Origin of the sequence: Streptomyces spinoverrucosus, assembly GCF_006539505.1 — a bacterium.
Taxonomy (GTDB): Bacteria; Actinomycetota; Actinomycetes; order Streptomycetales; family Streptomycetaceae; genus Streptomyces; species Streptomyces spinoverrucosus.
The window spans coordinates 19079-32423 of the sequence record NZ_BJND01000023.1 but is presented as its reverse complement, the minus strand read 5'-3'; the positions used below and the strand labels follow the sequence as shown (position 1 = coordinate 32423).

Genomic DNA, 13345 nt, shown 5'->3' with positions numbered 1-13345 from the left:
GCCCTAGCCGAGCGCCTGCTGGAGGTCCTCCAGGAGGTCGTCGGCGTTCTCGATGCCCACGGACAGGCGCACCAGGTCGCCGGGGACCTCCAGGGCCGATCCGGCCGCGGAGGCGTGCGTCATCCGGCCGGGGTGCTCGATCAGCGACTCGACGCCGCCCAGTGACTCTCCCAGGGTGAACACCCGCGCACGGTTGCAGACCTCGACGGCCGCCTCCTCGCCGCCCTCGACCTGGAAGGAGACCATGCCGCCGAACGCGCGCATCTGCTTGACGGCGACCTCGTGACCGGGGTGGTCCGGCAGCCCCGGATACAGCACACGCGTCACGCGCGCGTGCCGGGTGAGCATGTCGGCGACCTTGACGGCGTTCTCGCTGTGCCGGTCCATGCGCACGGGGAGGGTCTTGGTGCCGCGCAGCACGAGCCAGGAGTCGAAGGGCCCGGCGACTGCGCCCATCGCGTTCTGGTGGAACGCCAGCTCCTCGCCGAGTTCCGCGTCACCGACGATCAGCGCGCCGCCCACGACGTCCGAGTGGCCGCCCATGTACTTGGTCAGGGAGTGCACCACGACGTCCGCGCCGAGCGACAGGGGCTGCTGGAGATACGGCGTGGCGAAGGTGTTGTCGACGACGAGCCGGGCTCCGGCGTCCCGGGCGACCTGGGCGACCGCGGCGATGTCTGTGATGCCGAGCAGCGGGTTGGAGGGGGTCTCCACCCACACCACCTTGGTCTTCGGGGTGGTGGCGGCCCGTACGGCCGCGGGGTCGCTGGTGTCGGCGACCGACCATTCCACGCCCCACCGGGCGACGACCTTCGCGAACAGCCGGAACGTGCCGCCGTACGCGTCGTTGGGGATGACCACGTGGTCGCCGGGGCTGAGCAGCGTACGCAACAGGCAGTCCTCGGCCGCCAGTCCGGACGCGAACGCGAGGCCGCGGCGGCCGCCTTCCAGGGCGGCGAGGTTCTCCTCCAGGGCGGTCCTGGTCGGGTTGGCGCTGCGGCTGTACTCGTAGCCGCCGCGCAGACCGCCTACCCCGTCCTGCTTGTAGGTGGACACCTGGTAGATCGGCGGGACGACCGCGCCGGTGAGGGGGTCGGCCGTGTTGCCCGCGTGGATGGCGAGCGTCTCGAAGTGCTGACTGATGTGCCTGTCGCTCATGGGAACCGAGCGTAAGCGCTGCGCTGGGGGTGCCGCAGGGCTCGGCGGGGTATTTCCGGAGCCGGTGGGTCGTTCGTGGCTGGTCACCCGGTTCTTCGGGCCCCCCGGCGGGGCGCGGCGCGCACCGCATGTCGAAGTTGTCCACAGGCCGGGCGGAGGAGGTTGGCCAATTGTCGGCGGTGTCTGGTTCGCTTGAGGCATGGAGATTCTTTGGGTCCTGATGGGCCTGCTCATGATCGGCTTCGTGCTGGGTCCGTTCGTGATGCGCCGGCGCAGGGGGATAGAGCTGGTCAAGCCGGGCCACCCGGACGCCGCGGACCCCGCGGACTACGGCTTCATGCGGCAGGAGGAGCTGGACGTCCGCATGCCCGGTCCCGACCAGGACCTGCTGGACGTCCTGGACCTGGTGCAGCGCACGCAGGAACACCGGGCCGCGGCGCAGCTCCTCGCGGGTACGGAGGCGGAGGGCGAGCGGCGCTGGCAGCGGGTGCAGGCCTTCGCCGGTGCCGCGTCCCTGGAGCTGCAGCAGCGGCCGGGCGGCGTCAGCGAGACGCCGGGCGGCCAGTGGCTGCGCGTGTGGCGGGCGGAGGCGCCCAAGGACGCGGGCGGCGCGGCGGTGCACGCCGAGTTCCTGGTGCAGCAGGCGTGGCGGACGGCGACGCCCGGCACGGACGAGTTCCGGATCATCATGGAGGAGGCGAAGGCGGCGTGCGGCGAGGCGGCGCTGCTCGCCCCCGGTGACCCGATCCCGTACATCATCGAGCTGTCGGTGGCCCGTGGCCTGGCCTACCCGCGCGCGGAGTTCGAGCAGCTCTGGCTGAAGATCCTGGACCGCGCGCCGAACCACATGGGCGCGCACCTGGCCGCGCTGCACTACTGGTGCGAGAAGTGGCACGGCTCGCGTGAGCTGGCGACCCAGTTCGCGGAGGCCGCGGCGGCCCGTGCGCCGCAGGGCTCGCTGCTGGCGGCGATGCCGCTGTTCGCGGTGTTCGAGCACCTCCCCGAGGTCAACCTGGTCGCCGGCTTCTACGAGAGCGAGGTCGTGACCAAGGCGATCCACGGCGCCCTGCACGCGGTCCACTCGGCCCGCGCCGACGACCCGATGCTGGCGCACGTCCGCCATCTGCTGGTGTTCTTCCTGGTCCGCTCCGAGCGCTGGGCGGAGGCCATGAGCCAGCTGATACACATCGACGGCCACGTGGGGGCCCTGCCCTGGACACTGTCCCCGGACCCGGCAGCGGAGTTCGCGGTCTACCGGGCGCTGGCGGTGGCGGGCTACGAGGCGAACGGCGGCAGCCCGGCGACGCTGCTGCGCTGAGGGCGCAGGTGCCCGGGGGCTGGTCGCCAACCGGACTGCCGGACACGCGGCGCGTCCTCGCAGGTGGCCGGTGCCGCGGGCTGGCGTACGGACGGAATGCGAACGGAATGCGGGGCGGCGCTCGAATGTTCTTCAGATGCCGCCCCGTGAAGACCGGGAAGGCCCCGTTGTAAGCCCGGCAAGAAGGGGAGCCCCGACATGCTGTTCGGCCGTACGCCCACCCTGCCCACCCCCGAGCAGGCGCTGAAGGGCCGCCCGGAGCCCGCCTTCACGGTCCCCGACCGCCACACCGTCCTCGGCAATCCGCTGCTCGGCCCCTACCCCGAGGGCCTGGAGATCGCCGACTTCGGCCTCGGCTGCTTCTGGGGCGCCGAGCGCAAGTTCTGGCAGCTCCCGGCTGGCGTGTGGACGACCCTCGTCGGCTACCAGGGCGGCCACACCGAGAACCCCATGTACGAGGAGGTCTGCTCGGGCCTGACCGGCCACACGGAGGTCGTCCGCGTGGTCCACGACCCGAAGGTGATCTCGTACGACCGCCTCCTGAAGACCTTCTGGGAGGCCCACGACCCGACGCAGGGCTTCCGCCAGGGCAACGACGTCGGCACGCAGTACCGCTCGGCGATCTACACCCACACCCCGGAGCAGGCCGCGACCGCGGAGGCCTCTCGCGAGGCGTACCAGAAGGTCCTGACCGGCTCGGGCTACGACAGGATCACGACGGAGATCCTCCCGGCGAAGGACCGGCCGTTCTATCCGGCGGAGGGGTACCACCAGCAGTACCTGGACAAGAACCCGGCGGGATACTGCGGGATCGGCGGCACGGGGGTGTCGTGCCCGATCGGCGTGGCGCCGGCCCCAGAGTCCACCGACGAGTAGACGGCCCGGAACACCGGGCGGCTGCCGCGTTGCCCATCGCAGGACTGGCCGCTCATCCCTCAGCCCCCAGCCACGGTTGCCGCGCTGCGGCAGGCATCGGGCAGATCGCCCCTGCCGCACAACCTACTTTCACTCGGGAGGTGGACCGGGCCGCCGACCAGTCCCGGCAGGGCTCTGATCTGGCGCCTCTCCAGCGGTTCGTGGCCCAGTGGGCCGTCTATGTCCACATCCAGCGCCAGCCGGACGTGGCAGCAGACCTCCGCCGTTGGGAAGACACCGCCGCATGGACGCCGCCGGCGGCTGGTTCTACTTAAGTGGCCCGCCCAAAGCCAGGAGTTCACCTGAGTACCAATAAGGTGCCTCCGTGACTGCCACGTTGAGTTCCACGAGAGCCCGCGCCGCACTGCGCACATCAGCGCGTGTCTCCGCGGAGTTGCTGCTCATATTCCTGATGCTCGCGGTGACTTTGTGGATCTTGGGCCGGATGTGGGCGGTCGTCTGGCCCCTCGTGGTCGGCCTGCTTCTGACCACACTGACCTGGCCGCTGACTCGTTTCCTGCGTCGTCACGGGTGGAAACCCGCCCTCGCCGCGTCGGTCGTAACCGTGCTGTTCCTCCTGGTCGCCATGGGCGTCGTGGCGCTGATCGCAGTACCGGTGGCATCCCAGTCCGACGAGCTGACCGACGGCGTGGTCGAAGGCATCCAGAAGTTGCGTGAATGGGCCGCCGGGCCGCCGTTGAACATCGGTGACGCCCAGATCACCAAGGCCTTCGACACCGCGGTCGCCCGCGCTCAAGAGGGCCTCGGCAGCATGGTCGGCGCTGTCGTCACGGGAGTGAGCACCGTGGTGAACGGCTTGGTCACTGCCGTCCTGGCCCTCTTCCTGATGTTCTTCTTCCTCAAGGACGGCCCGCGGTTCCTGCCGTGGCTTGCTCGTCAGCTGCCCGGTCGGCTCGCCACCGACGTCCCGGCTGTGGCCGCGCGGGGCTGGGACACTCTGGGCGCGTTCGTGCGTTCCCAGGCGGCTGTCGGCCTGCTCGACGCCGTCCTGATCGGCCTGGGCCTGTGGATTCTGGGGGTACCGCTGGTGCTGCCGCTGGCGGTGCTGACCTTTGTCTCAGCGTTCGTGCCGATCATTGGCGCCCTGTTCGCCGGTTTCGTCGCAGTTCTTATCGCGCTGGTCTCCAACGGTCTGACGGACGCGCTGATCGTGCTGGCCATCATCGTCGTGGTTCAGCAGCTCGAGGGCAACGTGTTCCAGCCCATGATCCAAAGTCGTGGGCTTGGCCTCCATGCGGCCGTGGTCCTGCTGGCGGTGACGTTGGGCGCCAGTCTGGCCGGCATCGTGGGCAGTCTGCTCGCAGTACCGATCGCCGCACTGATCGCGGTGATCTGGAACTATGTGCGCGCGCAGCTCCGCGAGCCGTCACCGGAACCGGGGATCGACTAGTCGGACACCTGCGCCGCCGCCCCGTCCCAGGACTACGTATGTGCGGCTCCGTCGCCGTCTCCGGTGGCCGATGGGCTGACAAACACCGCCAGATAGCGGAACTCTCCGCCTGGTCCGTCCTGCCTGGAGTACTGCTCCCAAACGAGGGGATAGGAACCTCGCAGCCTGCATGTGTTCGGCTCGTATGCTCCCTCGGGCCAGAGCAGCGTCCCGGCGAGCTCGCGCCCGTCGTGAATCCTGAAGTCGTGATCCCGAGTAGGTCGGCGGCCGGGGCCCGGCGGAGTCCACAAGGACGCCTCGTTGGTCAGCATCAGCGCGAGGCCGTTCTGTTGGGACTGACGGCAGAAGCGCTCCAGCCTGGCTATGTCCCGAACGAAGTGCAGGCGAGCGAGGTCCGTGGCGCCATGTGCCTTCAAGGCGTAGTCCTCGCCTGGAGTGCCGATCGTGCCCGTCCAACTCCGGGTGAAGTACTTGAACTCGATGGCCGTGCGAGCTTCCGGCCCGATGCACAGCAGGTCCAGGTACTCGGCCTTGCCCGACAGCCGCTGCGGGACCTCGAGCCTGGACTCCGCCTCCGGCACCAGCTCCCAGAGCACCCGAGCAAAACTGTGCTGAAGGTCGGCCTCGGAGTGGAAGACCCGCCTGTGCCGGCGCAGCTGCGCCATGACCTCGCGAAGTGGGGTCCGTCCGGCAATGACCTCTGAGCCGTGCATTGATGCCGTGGTCACGACGCCATTGAAGTGGTGCCTCGACCGAACTCTCAAGCCACGACGCCCCAATGCCGGCGCCGGACCCGTCAGCCCCCCTCCCGGTGCGGTGCAGCGCGGCGCTGCCTTACGATCACCTGGCTGCGTCGGCCGTCACCTCAGGGCCCCACCGCGCCCGGCCGGGAGACCGGCGGGCCCTCGGGACGAGACTTCGGCGCGCGTCAATGGGAGGGGAAACCGTATATGCAGAACCGTTTCAACCGGAGCGTGGCCACACTCGTCGGCATCGCGATCGCCGGTACCGGCCTGGCCGCCGCGAACGCCGCTCCGGCGGCCGCGAGTTCGTACGACTGCCCGGCGGGCTACTTCTGCGGGTGGACCGGCGAAAGCGCCAACGGCACGATGTGGAAGACGAACAAGAGCGTCGCCGACCTGGGCAGCTGGGACAACAAGATCCGCTCGTACGTCAACCGTACGAAGTCGATCGCCTGCGTCTACGAGGACAAGAACTACGAGCCGTGGGGCGGCTACTGGCCCCAGGAGCCGAACACGCCCGGCGAGTACAGCGGGTATCCGACCGCGACCACCAGCTCGATCAAGTTCGTCCGTACCGAGCGTGAGTGCAGCCAGACCGCCTACCCGCGCTGGTACTCCGAGATCTCCCCGAAGGTACAGGGCTTCGGGGACATGAACGGCGACCGCAAGGCCGACGTGATCGCCCGGGACGAGGCCGGACGGCTCTGGTTCACGCCGGGCAACGGCACCGGCAAGCTCATCGGCACGGGCGGCTGGAACGGCATGAACGCCCTCACCCGGCACGGCGACTTCAGCCGTGACGGCCGGGAGGACCTCATCGCCCGCGAGGCGTCCACCGGCAAGCTGTGGCTCTACCCCGGAACCGGCACCGGCTCCCTCGGCGCCCGCAAGCTCATCGGCACGGGCGGCTGGAACGCCATGAACAAGATCACCGCCTTCGGCGACCTCACCGGAGACAGCCGCTCCGACCTGATCGCGGTCGAGAAGGCCACGGGCAAGCTGTGGCTCTACCCCGGCACCTCCACCGGCGGCCTCGGCGCCCGCAAGCTCATCGGCACGGGCGGCTGGAACAGCATGAACGCCCTCGTCGGCATCGGCAACGTGACCGGTGACAGCCGTCCCGACCTGTACGCGCGGGAGGCGTCCACCGGCAAGCTGTGGCTCTACCCGGGCACCTCCACCGCCAGGCTCGGCGCCCGCAAGCTCATCGGCTCGGGCGGCTGGAACGCCATGGCGAACTTCATCGCGGTGGGAGACTTCTCCGGCGACGGACGCCCCGACCTGGCCACGGTGACCAACGAGAAGTACGTGATCGACGGCTACCCGGGCAACCCGGGCTGGCTGGTCACCTACCGGGGCCGGGACACCGGCGGCGTGCAGTCCGGCGAACGGACCGACGGCGAGTGGTGGGGCCTGAACGGCGTCTTCTAGCCCTTGGCAGGCTGCCGGTAGCCCTTACTGGGCGGCTGCCTCAGTTCGACGACGTCGAGGACCCCGACCCCGCCCGCGTCGCGTCCCTCCCCCAGCTGGCCAGGAGGCGCAGTGCCTCCGCGGACGGGGAGTGGGGCTCCGCGTGGTACGTGATCAGGGACTGCTCGGCGTCGTCGACGAGGCGGAACGTCTCGAATGACAGGGACAGTTCACCCACCAGCGGGTGATGGAACCGCTTGACGCCGTGGCTCTTCTCCTTCACGTCGTGCGTGGCCCACAGCCGCCGGAACTCCTCGCTCTTGACGGAGAGTTCACCCACCAGGGCCGACAGGCGCGGGTCGTCCGGGTGGCAGCCGGCGTCCATGCGCAGAAAGGCGACGATGTCGGACGCCTTCTGGTCCCAGTCCACGAACAGGTCGCGGTACTCCGGCTTCAGAAACACCAGCCGCGCCCAGTTCCGCTCCTGCGCCGGCAGCTCCGCCCAGTCTCCGAAGACGGCCGCGGCCATCCGGTTCCACGCCAGGATGTCCGAACGACGGCCCACGATGTACGCCGGGACGCTGTCGAACATGTCCAGCAGCTGCCGCAGAGCGACCCGCACCTGCTGGGTGCGTGCCGCCGGCTTCTTCTTGTGCTGCTTCGGCTTGGCCAGGTGCGTGAGGTGGGCATGCTCGGCGTCGGTCAGCCGTAGCGCCCGCGCGATCGCGTCCAGCACCTCCGCCGACACGTTCCGCCCGTTGCCCTGCTCCAGCCGCGTGTAGTACGCCACCGACACCCCGGCCAGCTGTGCCAGCTCCTCGCGGCGCAGTCCCGGGACCCTGCGGTGCCGTCCGTAGTCCGCCAGCCCCACGTCCTCCGGCTTCAGCCGGGCCCTCCGGCTGCGCAGGAACTCGCTGAGCTCGGCGCGCCGGTCCAGGCCGCCGCCGGTCTCCGGCACGGGCAGGGGCAGGGGCTGTTCGTCCATACGTCCAGTATTCATGGTCGTACGTATATGAACCTGTCCTCGCCAGTGGTAGGCACGGCGGACGTACGCAAAGCCGTGACCTGGGTGGATGTGCGTTTCGGCGGCAGCCTGGATGGCGTGCCCGGTCAAGAAGGCAGCCGGGCGCGATCACATCGCTAGGAGACCCCCGGCATGACCACTGTCACCGCATACGCCGCCCCCGCCGCCAAGGCTCCGCTGGAGCGGACCACGATCGAGCGGCGGGAGGTCGGTGAGTTCGATGTCCTGATCGACATCAAGTACGCCGGAATCTGCCACTCCGACATTCACCAGGCCCGTGAGGGCTGGGGCGAGGCCATCTTCCCGATGGTCCCCGGCCACGAGATCGCCGGCATCGTCGCCGAGGTCGGGCCCGGCGTCACCGGGTTCGCCGTCGGCGACCGGGTGGGCGTCGGCTGCATGGTCGACTCCTGCCGTGAGTGCGACAACTGCAAGGCCGGCGAGGAGCAGTACTGCACCGGCACCGGCATGGTCGGCACGTACAACGCGCTCGACAAGAACGGCGAGCCGACCTACGGCGGCTACTCGCAGAAGATCGTCGTCGACGAGAACTACGTCGTGCGCATCCCCGAGGGCCTGAGCCTCGAGGAGGCCGCGCCGCTGCTGTGCGCCGGTATCACCACGTACTCCCCGCTGAAGCACTGGAACGTCGGCCCCGGCAAGAAGGTCGCCGTCCTCGGCATGGGCGGTCTCGGCCACATGGCCGTGAAGATCGCGCACCACCTGGGTGCCGAGGTCACGGTCCTCTCCCAGTCCCTGCGCAAGCAGGAGGACGGGCTGAAGCTGGGCGCCGACCACTACTACGCCACCAGCGACCCGAAGACCTTCGAGGAGCTGGCGGGCACCTTCGACGTCATCCTGTCGACGGTCTCGGCCCCCCTGGACTTCAGCGCCTTCCTCGGGCTGCTGAAGACCGACGGCGCGCTGGTGAACGTGGGTGCGCCCGAGGAGCCGATCTCGCTGAACGTCTTCCCGCTGCTCATGGGCCGCAAGACGCTCGCGGGTTCCGCCATCGGCGGCATCGCCGAGACCCAGGAGATGCTGGACTTCTGCGCCGAGCACGGCTTCGGAGCCGAGATCGAGCTGATCCGCGCGGACCAGATCAACGAGGCGTACGAGCGGGTGCTGGCGAGCGACGTCCGGTACCGGTTCGTGATCGACACCGCCACGATCTGATCGTTCACGTCACTCATCGGCGGCCCAGTACCCAGGGGAGGTACGGGCCGCCGACGAGCGAGGTGAGGGCCCCGCTGTGAGGCGATGACCGGCAGGTCTAGCGTTGGAAGTCAGAACGTGACCGGTGGATCCGGAACAGACCGGAGGAGGCCCCCATGACGGTCCAGCTGAACCACACCATCGTCGCCGCCCACGACAAGGAAACCTCGGCCCGCTTCCTCGCCGACCTCCTCGGCCTTGAGGTGAGCCCGCCCTACGGCCCCTTCACCCCCGTCGAGATCGCGAACGGCGTGTCCCTGGACTACATGAACACGCAGGGCGACATCACGCCCCAGCACTACGCTTTCCTGGTCTCGGAGTCCGAGTTCGACACGATCTTCGCCCGCATACAGCAGGCAGGCCTGGCCTACTGGGCGGACCCGTACCACACCCGCCCCAGCGAGATCAACCACAGAGACGACGGCCGAGGCACGTACTTCGAGGACCCGAACGGCCACAACCTGGAGATCATCACTCGGCCTTATGGAAGTGGCGGCTGAGTCGTTCATTCACGCGGCTCCAGCTGTTCGGGCGGGCGGTCGCCGCCGTGTTCCTCGGCACCCTCTTCGCCCAGCTCCGCGGCAACGCCCTCGGCGAGTTCGGGCCGACCGCCGCCGAACTCGCCGACGTCATCCACCGAAACACGAAAGCCCGCCGGAAGGAGAACTTCCAGCGGGCCTTCGCTCACCGCTTCAACGAAGCCGGTTCACAGCGACACGCGATCACTTGCCGTAGTACGCGTTGTAGATCGAGATCGTCGACTTGTTGTTCTTCTTGTCGCTGATCTTCGCGTGGAACGAGATCCCCTTGCCCTTGGCCGGGTTCTTGACGGTGATCTTGCCGTTCTTGACGGTGACCTGCTTCCAGGTCTGGCCGTAGTCGTACGACACCCACACACCCAGCGACTTGAGGTTGCTGCCCTGGGCCGCGCCCTCGACGGTGACCGGGAAGGTGACCGTGCGGCCGGCCGGGGCGCGGCCGTCCAGGCCGGGCGGCGCGTTGAACCGGGCGGTGGACGCCGGCAGCTTGGCCTGCTCGGTGGACGGCGTCTTGGAGCGGAACGTCCAGCTCGCGTCGATCCGCGTGGACGTCGCCGCCACCTTGACGTCCCGCTTCACCGAGGTGGTCAGCCGGTACTCGGCGTCACCGGCCGGGACCCTGAACGCCTTCTCGCCGAACAGCGGGTCGTCGTGGGAGCCGACCTTGGTGCCGTTGCGGTACAGGGTGGTGGTCACCGAGCTGAACAGCGACGAGCCCGGGTGCTTGGAGCTGTCGGCGAACAGCGGCACATAGCCGTAGATGTCGTTGCCCTCGCGGTACAGGCCGAACTCGGAGTTCAGCGTCGGACCGAAGACCGCCTTGTTGAAGTGCCGCGTGTACGACTTGCCCGCCTTCAGCGTCAGCGGGCTGCCGAGCGTGTAGTACGCCTCCGGGATCGGGTTCCCCTGGGCGTCCTTGCCGCCGTACTGCTCGAAGTCGAACAGCCACTGGATGCTCTGGGCCGTCGACAGGTACACGGTGCGGCTGCCGGGCAGCTTCTGCTCGATGGGCTCACCCGCGTAGAAGTCGGCGGGGAAGAGGCCGACGGGGGCGAGCGCGCCGGTCTTGCCGGGGGTGGAAGCCGCGAGGTAGGCCTTCACCGTGGCGAGTTCGGCCTTGCTGAAGCGCCGGACCTTGTCGCCCTGGATCTTCTTGACGTTGGCGGTGGTCGCCACGTCGTACTCGGTGGCGGCGCCCTTCGTCCACTGACCGCCCCAGGTCTGGCTGAGGCCGCTCGCGATCTCGCCGCCCAGGTGGGCCATCCGCAGATCGGCGAAGGAGCCGGCGGCGAAGCCGAAGCCGAAGCCCGCGTTCTCCAGGAAGTAGGAGATCATCGCGGACCGGGGCTTGGCCGCGGTGTCCGGGACCGTGATGGTGGCGGCCTTGGTCTTACGGGCGTCGATCGTCACCGAGGTGTTCTTGGTGACGGTCAGCTGCGGCTGGACCAGCCAGTCGAGGCCGCCCTCCAGGTCGACGAAGTCCTTGGCGATCCAGGCGTCCAGCAGGTACGTGCCCTTGGGCACGCGCATGGTGGTGGCGCCGGACGCGACGGGCGGAACCTGGTAGGCACGGCCGTTGCCGAGGCCCGAGTATCCGAGCAGCGCGGTGTTGTAGTCGGCCGTGCCCTTCCCGTCCCGGCCGATGTGCTTGACCGTGACGTCGTACGACTCCACCTCACGCTGCACCGCGGCGGCCGTACGGACGGACTGCCCGCCGCCGGTCGCGGTCACGTACGCGGAGTACGCGCCGTCGACGGTGCCGCCCAGCTTGGTGTTGACGGTCATGTCGACGGAGGCCTTGCCGCCCGCCGGGACGGTCACCTTCGTCGCGCCGAGCTTGAAGAAGCCCGCCGGGACCGCCTGGCCCTTGGGGTTGGTGGCGGTGACCTTCAGGTCCAGCGTGACGTCGGTGGTGCCGAGGTTGCGGTACGTCAGCTGCTTGGTGACCGGGGTGTCGTCGGTGTGCGGCCACTGCTGGACGCCGAAGCTCACCGACACCGGGTCGGCGATCACGGTCTGCTTGATGGCCCTGTCGACCTGGATGCGTCCCGAGCCCTGCTGGAACGGCGTGTAGGCGCCGCCCTTGGTGGACGCGGTCAGCGCGCCCTTGAGCTCGGCGTACGTCCAGTCCGGGTGCTGCTGCTTGAGGATCGCCGCCGCGCCCGCGACATGCGGGGTCGCCATCGACGTACCCGAGATGGTCAGGTAGCCGGCCGGGTTCTCGCCGACCTCCTGGGCGATGGCGCTGCCCTTGGCGGCGGCCGCGGTGGTGTCCACGCCGGGCGCGGTGACGTCCGGCTTGATGGCGCCGTCGCCGATTCGCGGGCCGGTGCTGGAGAAGTCGGCCAGCGCGTCCTTGTCGTCCACGGCGCCGACGGTCAGCGCGGCCTCCGCGCTGCCCGGCGAACCGATCGACTCGGGGCCGGAGTTGCCGGCCGCGATGGCGAAGAGGATGCCCTTGTCGGCGGAGAGCCGGTTGACGGCCGCCTCCAGCGGGTCGATCTCCGGGGTGTCCATGCCGCCGAGGCTGAGGTTGACGACGTCGGCGCCCTGCTCGGCCGCCCACTCCATGCCGGCCAGGATGCCGGAGTCGTCGCCGAAGCCGCTGTCGTCGAGGACCTTGCCGTTGAGGATCTCGGCGCCGGGCGCCACGCCCTTGAACTTGCCGCCGGACTTCGCGCCGGTGCCGGCCGCGATGGAGGCGACGTGCGTGCCGTGGCCCTGCTTGTCGGTGGCGTCGGCGGCGGTGGTGAAGTTCTTCGACGCCTTCACCTGGGACTTGAGGTCGGGGTGCGTGGCGTCCACGCCGGTGTCGAGGACGGCGATCTTCACGCCCTTGCCGTCGTAGCCGGCGGCCCAGGCCTTGGGGGCGCCGATCTGCGGCACGGACTTGTCGAGGGTGGCCTTGCGGACACCGTCGAGCCAGACGTGCGCGATGCCGGAGACGGTCTTGTCGCCGTTGGTGACCGCGTCCCACAGCTCGGCCGTGTCCTTGGGCGCGGTCTGCACGGCGTCCGCGTTCAGCGTCTTCAGGCTCCGGCGCAGGGTGCCCGCGTCGCGGACGTCGGCCTTGGCGGCGGTGGCGGCGCCCTTGTAGCCGACGATGACCTTCAGGCCGTTCTTTTGGGCCTTGCGGGTGGCGGACTTGTTCAGCTCGGTGATGTCGAACAGCCGCTGGTCCAGCTTGCCGGTGGCGACCAGGCGGGCCGCGTCGGCGGGTATCACGAGCGTGCGGCCATGGGCCTTGCGTATCTGTACGGGTATGTGCTCGCGGCCCTCGGCGCGATCCACGCCGACGACCCGGCCCTTGGCGTCCACGGAGACCCGGTCGCCGGTGATCAGGGTGATGCGGTGGTGAGATGTGAGCTTCGCAGGGCCGTTCGGGCTCTGTTCCGGCTTCGCACTCGCCGGGCTGGTCAGTCCCGCGGCGAGGGCGACGGCGGCCGCGGTGGCGATCGCGGCGGCGCCGACTCTCTTCACTTGTCTGCGCAAAACTCCCCCTGGAGTTGAGGAACCGGGCGAATACCCCGTTCACCCGGCCAGGGGGTGGTTCCGCACAGATGCCGGTGCACCCCCCGGAATCACGCAGTATGCCGGGGGGTTATCAGCGGC

11 protein-coding genes and 1 pseudogene are annotated in these 13345 nt (G+C 69.4%); 7 read left to right on the top strand and 5 right to left on the bottom strand.

Annotated features, from left to right (window positions below):
• Positions 1-3: 3 nt before the first annotated feature.
• Positions 4-1158 carry a cystathionine gamma-synthase gene (locus tag SSP24_RS16760; protein ID WP_141310360.1) on the bottom strand — a complete coding sequence of 385 codons (1155 nt, stop codon included), beginning with the start codon at positions 1156-1158 and terminating at the stop codon, positions 4-6.
• 199 nt (positions 1159-1357) lie between these two features.
• Between SSP24_RS16760 and SSP24_RS16755 the strand changes: the two genes are divergently transcribed.
• The 4 genes and pseudogenes from SSP24_RS16755 to SSP24_RS16740 all read left to right on the top strand — a co-directional run bounded on the left by SSP24_RS16755 (position 1358) and on the right by SSP24_RS16740 (position 4802).
• Positions 1358-2476, top strand: a complete 1119-nt coding sequence (locus tag SSP24_RS16755; RefSeq protein WP_141310359.1) for a hypothetical protein — start codon at positions 1358-1360, stop codon at positions 2474-2476.
• Positions 2477-2674: 198 nt separating this feature from the next.
• Positions 2675-3352, top strand: a complete 678-nt coding sequence (gene msrA, locus SSP24_RS16750; RefSeq protein ID WP_141310358.1) for a peptide-methionine (S)-S-oxide reductase MsrA — start codon at positions 2675-2677, stop codon at positions 3350-3352.
• Between the two features lie 21 nt (positions 3353-3373).
• Positions 3374-3633, top strand: a pseudogene (locus tag SSP24_RS44115) (DUF6247 family protein); the annotation flags it as partial.
• Between the two features lie 83 nt (positions 3634-3716).
• Positions 3717-4802, top strand: coding sequence for an AI-2E family transporter (locus SSP24_RS16740; RefSeq protein ID WP_141310357.1), 1086 nt, complete (start codon positions 3717-3719; stop codon positions 4800-4802).
• 32 nt (positions 4803-4834) lie between these two features.
• On the opposite strand, the gene SSP24_RS16735 is transcribed toward SSP24_RS16740, so the two are convergent.
• Complete coding sequence (locus tag SSP24_RS16735) at positions 4835-5467, bottom strand: hypothetical protein (protein ID WP_229865899.1); 633 nt, start codon at positions 5465-5467, stop codon at positions 4835-4837.
• A gap of 285 nt (positions 5468-5752) precedes the next feature.
• Between SSP24_RS16735 and SSP24_RS16730 the strand changes: the two genes are divergently transcribed.
• Positions 5753-6976: an FG-GAP-like repeat-containing protein gene (locus SSP24_RS16730; protein WP_141310356.1), complete on the top strand. Its 1224-nt coding sequence runs from the start codon at positions 5753-5755 to the stop codon at positions 6974-6976.
• A 40-nt stretch (positions 6977-7016) separates the two neighbouring features.
• Here the strand turns inward: SSP24_RS16730 and SSP24_RS16725 are convergent, their stop codons facing one another.
• The gene (locus SSP24_RS16725; protein ID WP_141310355.1) at positions 7017-7940 is read right to left on the bottom strand and encodes a helix-turn-helix domain-containing protein; all 924 of its coding nucleotides are present in this window, start codon (positions 7938-7940) and stop codon (positions 7017-7019) included.
• Between the two features lie 171 nt (positions 7941-8111).
• Here SSP24_RS16725 and SSP24_RS16720 point away from each other — a divergent pair, with 171 nt between their 5' ends.
• Complete coding sequence (locus tag SSP24_RS16720; protein ID WP_141310354.1) at positions 8112-9155, top strand: NAD(P)-dependent alcohol dehydrogenase; 1044 nt, start codon at positions 8112-8114, stop codon at positions 9153-9155.
• 155 nt (positions 9156-9310) lie between these two features.
• Positions 9311-9694: a VOC family protein gene (locus SSP24_RS16715; protein WP_141310353.1), complete on the top strand. Its 384-nt coding sequence runs from the start codon at positions 9311-9313 to the stop codon at positions 9692-9694.
• A 5-nt stretch (positions 9695-9699) separates the two neighbouring features.
• On the opposite strand, the gene SSP24_RS44920 is transcribed toward SSP24_RS16715, so the two are convergent.
• Together SSP24_RS44920 and SSP24_RS16705 are read right to left on the bottom strand one after the other, a co-directional pair.
• Entirely contained in the window at positions 9700-9831 is a 132-nt protein-coding gene (locus tag SSP24_RS44920) for a hypothetical protein (RefSeq protein ID WP_268255101.1), read from the bottom strand.
• A gap of 85 nt (positions 9832-9916) precedes the next feature.
• The gene (locus SSP24_RS16705; protein WP_229865902.1) at positions 9917-13213 is read right to left on the bottom strand and encodes a S8 family peptidase; all 3297 of its coding nucleotides are present in this window, start codon (positions 13211-13213) and stop codon (positions 9917-9919) included.
• Between the last annotated feature and the right edge of the window lie 132 nt (positions 13214-13345).

Coding starts and splice junctions, on each gene's coding strand:
- SSP24_RS16735 (WP_229865899.1), bottom strand. CDS start 5,467: ATGGCGCAGCTGCGCCGGCACAGGCGGGTCTTCCACTCCGAGGCCGAC.
- SSP24_RS16715 (WP_141310353.1), top strand. CDS start 9,311: ATGACGGTCCAGCTGAACCACACCATCGTCGCCGCCCACGACAAGGAA.
- SSP24_RS16755 (WP_141310359.1), top strand. CDS start 1,358: ATGGAGATTCTTTGGGTCCTGATGGGCCTGCTCATGATCGGCTTCGTG.
- msrA (WP_141310358.1), top strand. CDS start 2,675: ATGCTGTTCGGCCGTACGCCCACCCTGCCCACCCCCGAGCAGGCGCTG.
- SSP24_RS16730 (WP_141310356.1), top strand. CDS start 5,753: ATGCAGAACCGTTTCAACCGGAGCGTGGCCACACTCGTCGGCATCGCG.
- SSP24_RS16760 (WP_141310360.1), bottom strand. CDS start 1,158: ATGAGCGACAGGCACATCAGTCAGCACTTCGAGACGCTCGCCATCCAC.
- SSP24_RS16720 (WP_141310354.1), top strand. CDS start 8,112: ATGACCACTGTCACCGCATACGCCGCCCCCGCCGCCAAGGCTCCGCTG.
- SSP24_RS16725 (WP_141310355.1), bottom strand. CDS start 7,940: ATGGACGAACAGCCCCTGCCCCTGCCCGTGCCGGAGACCGGCGGCGGC.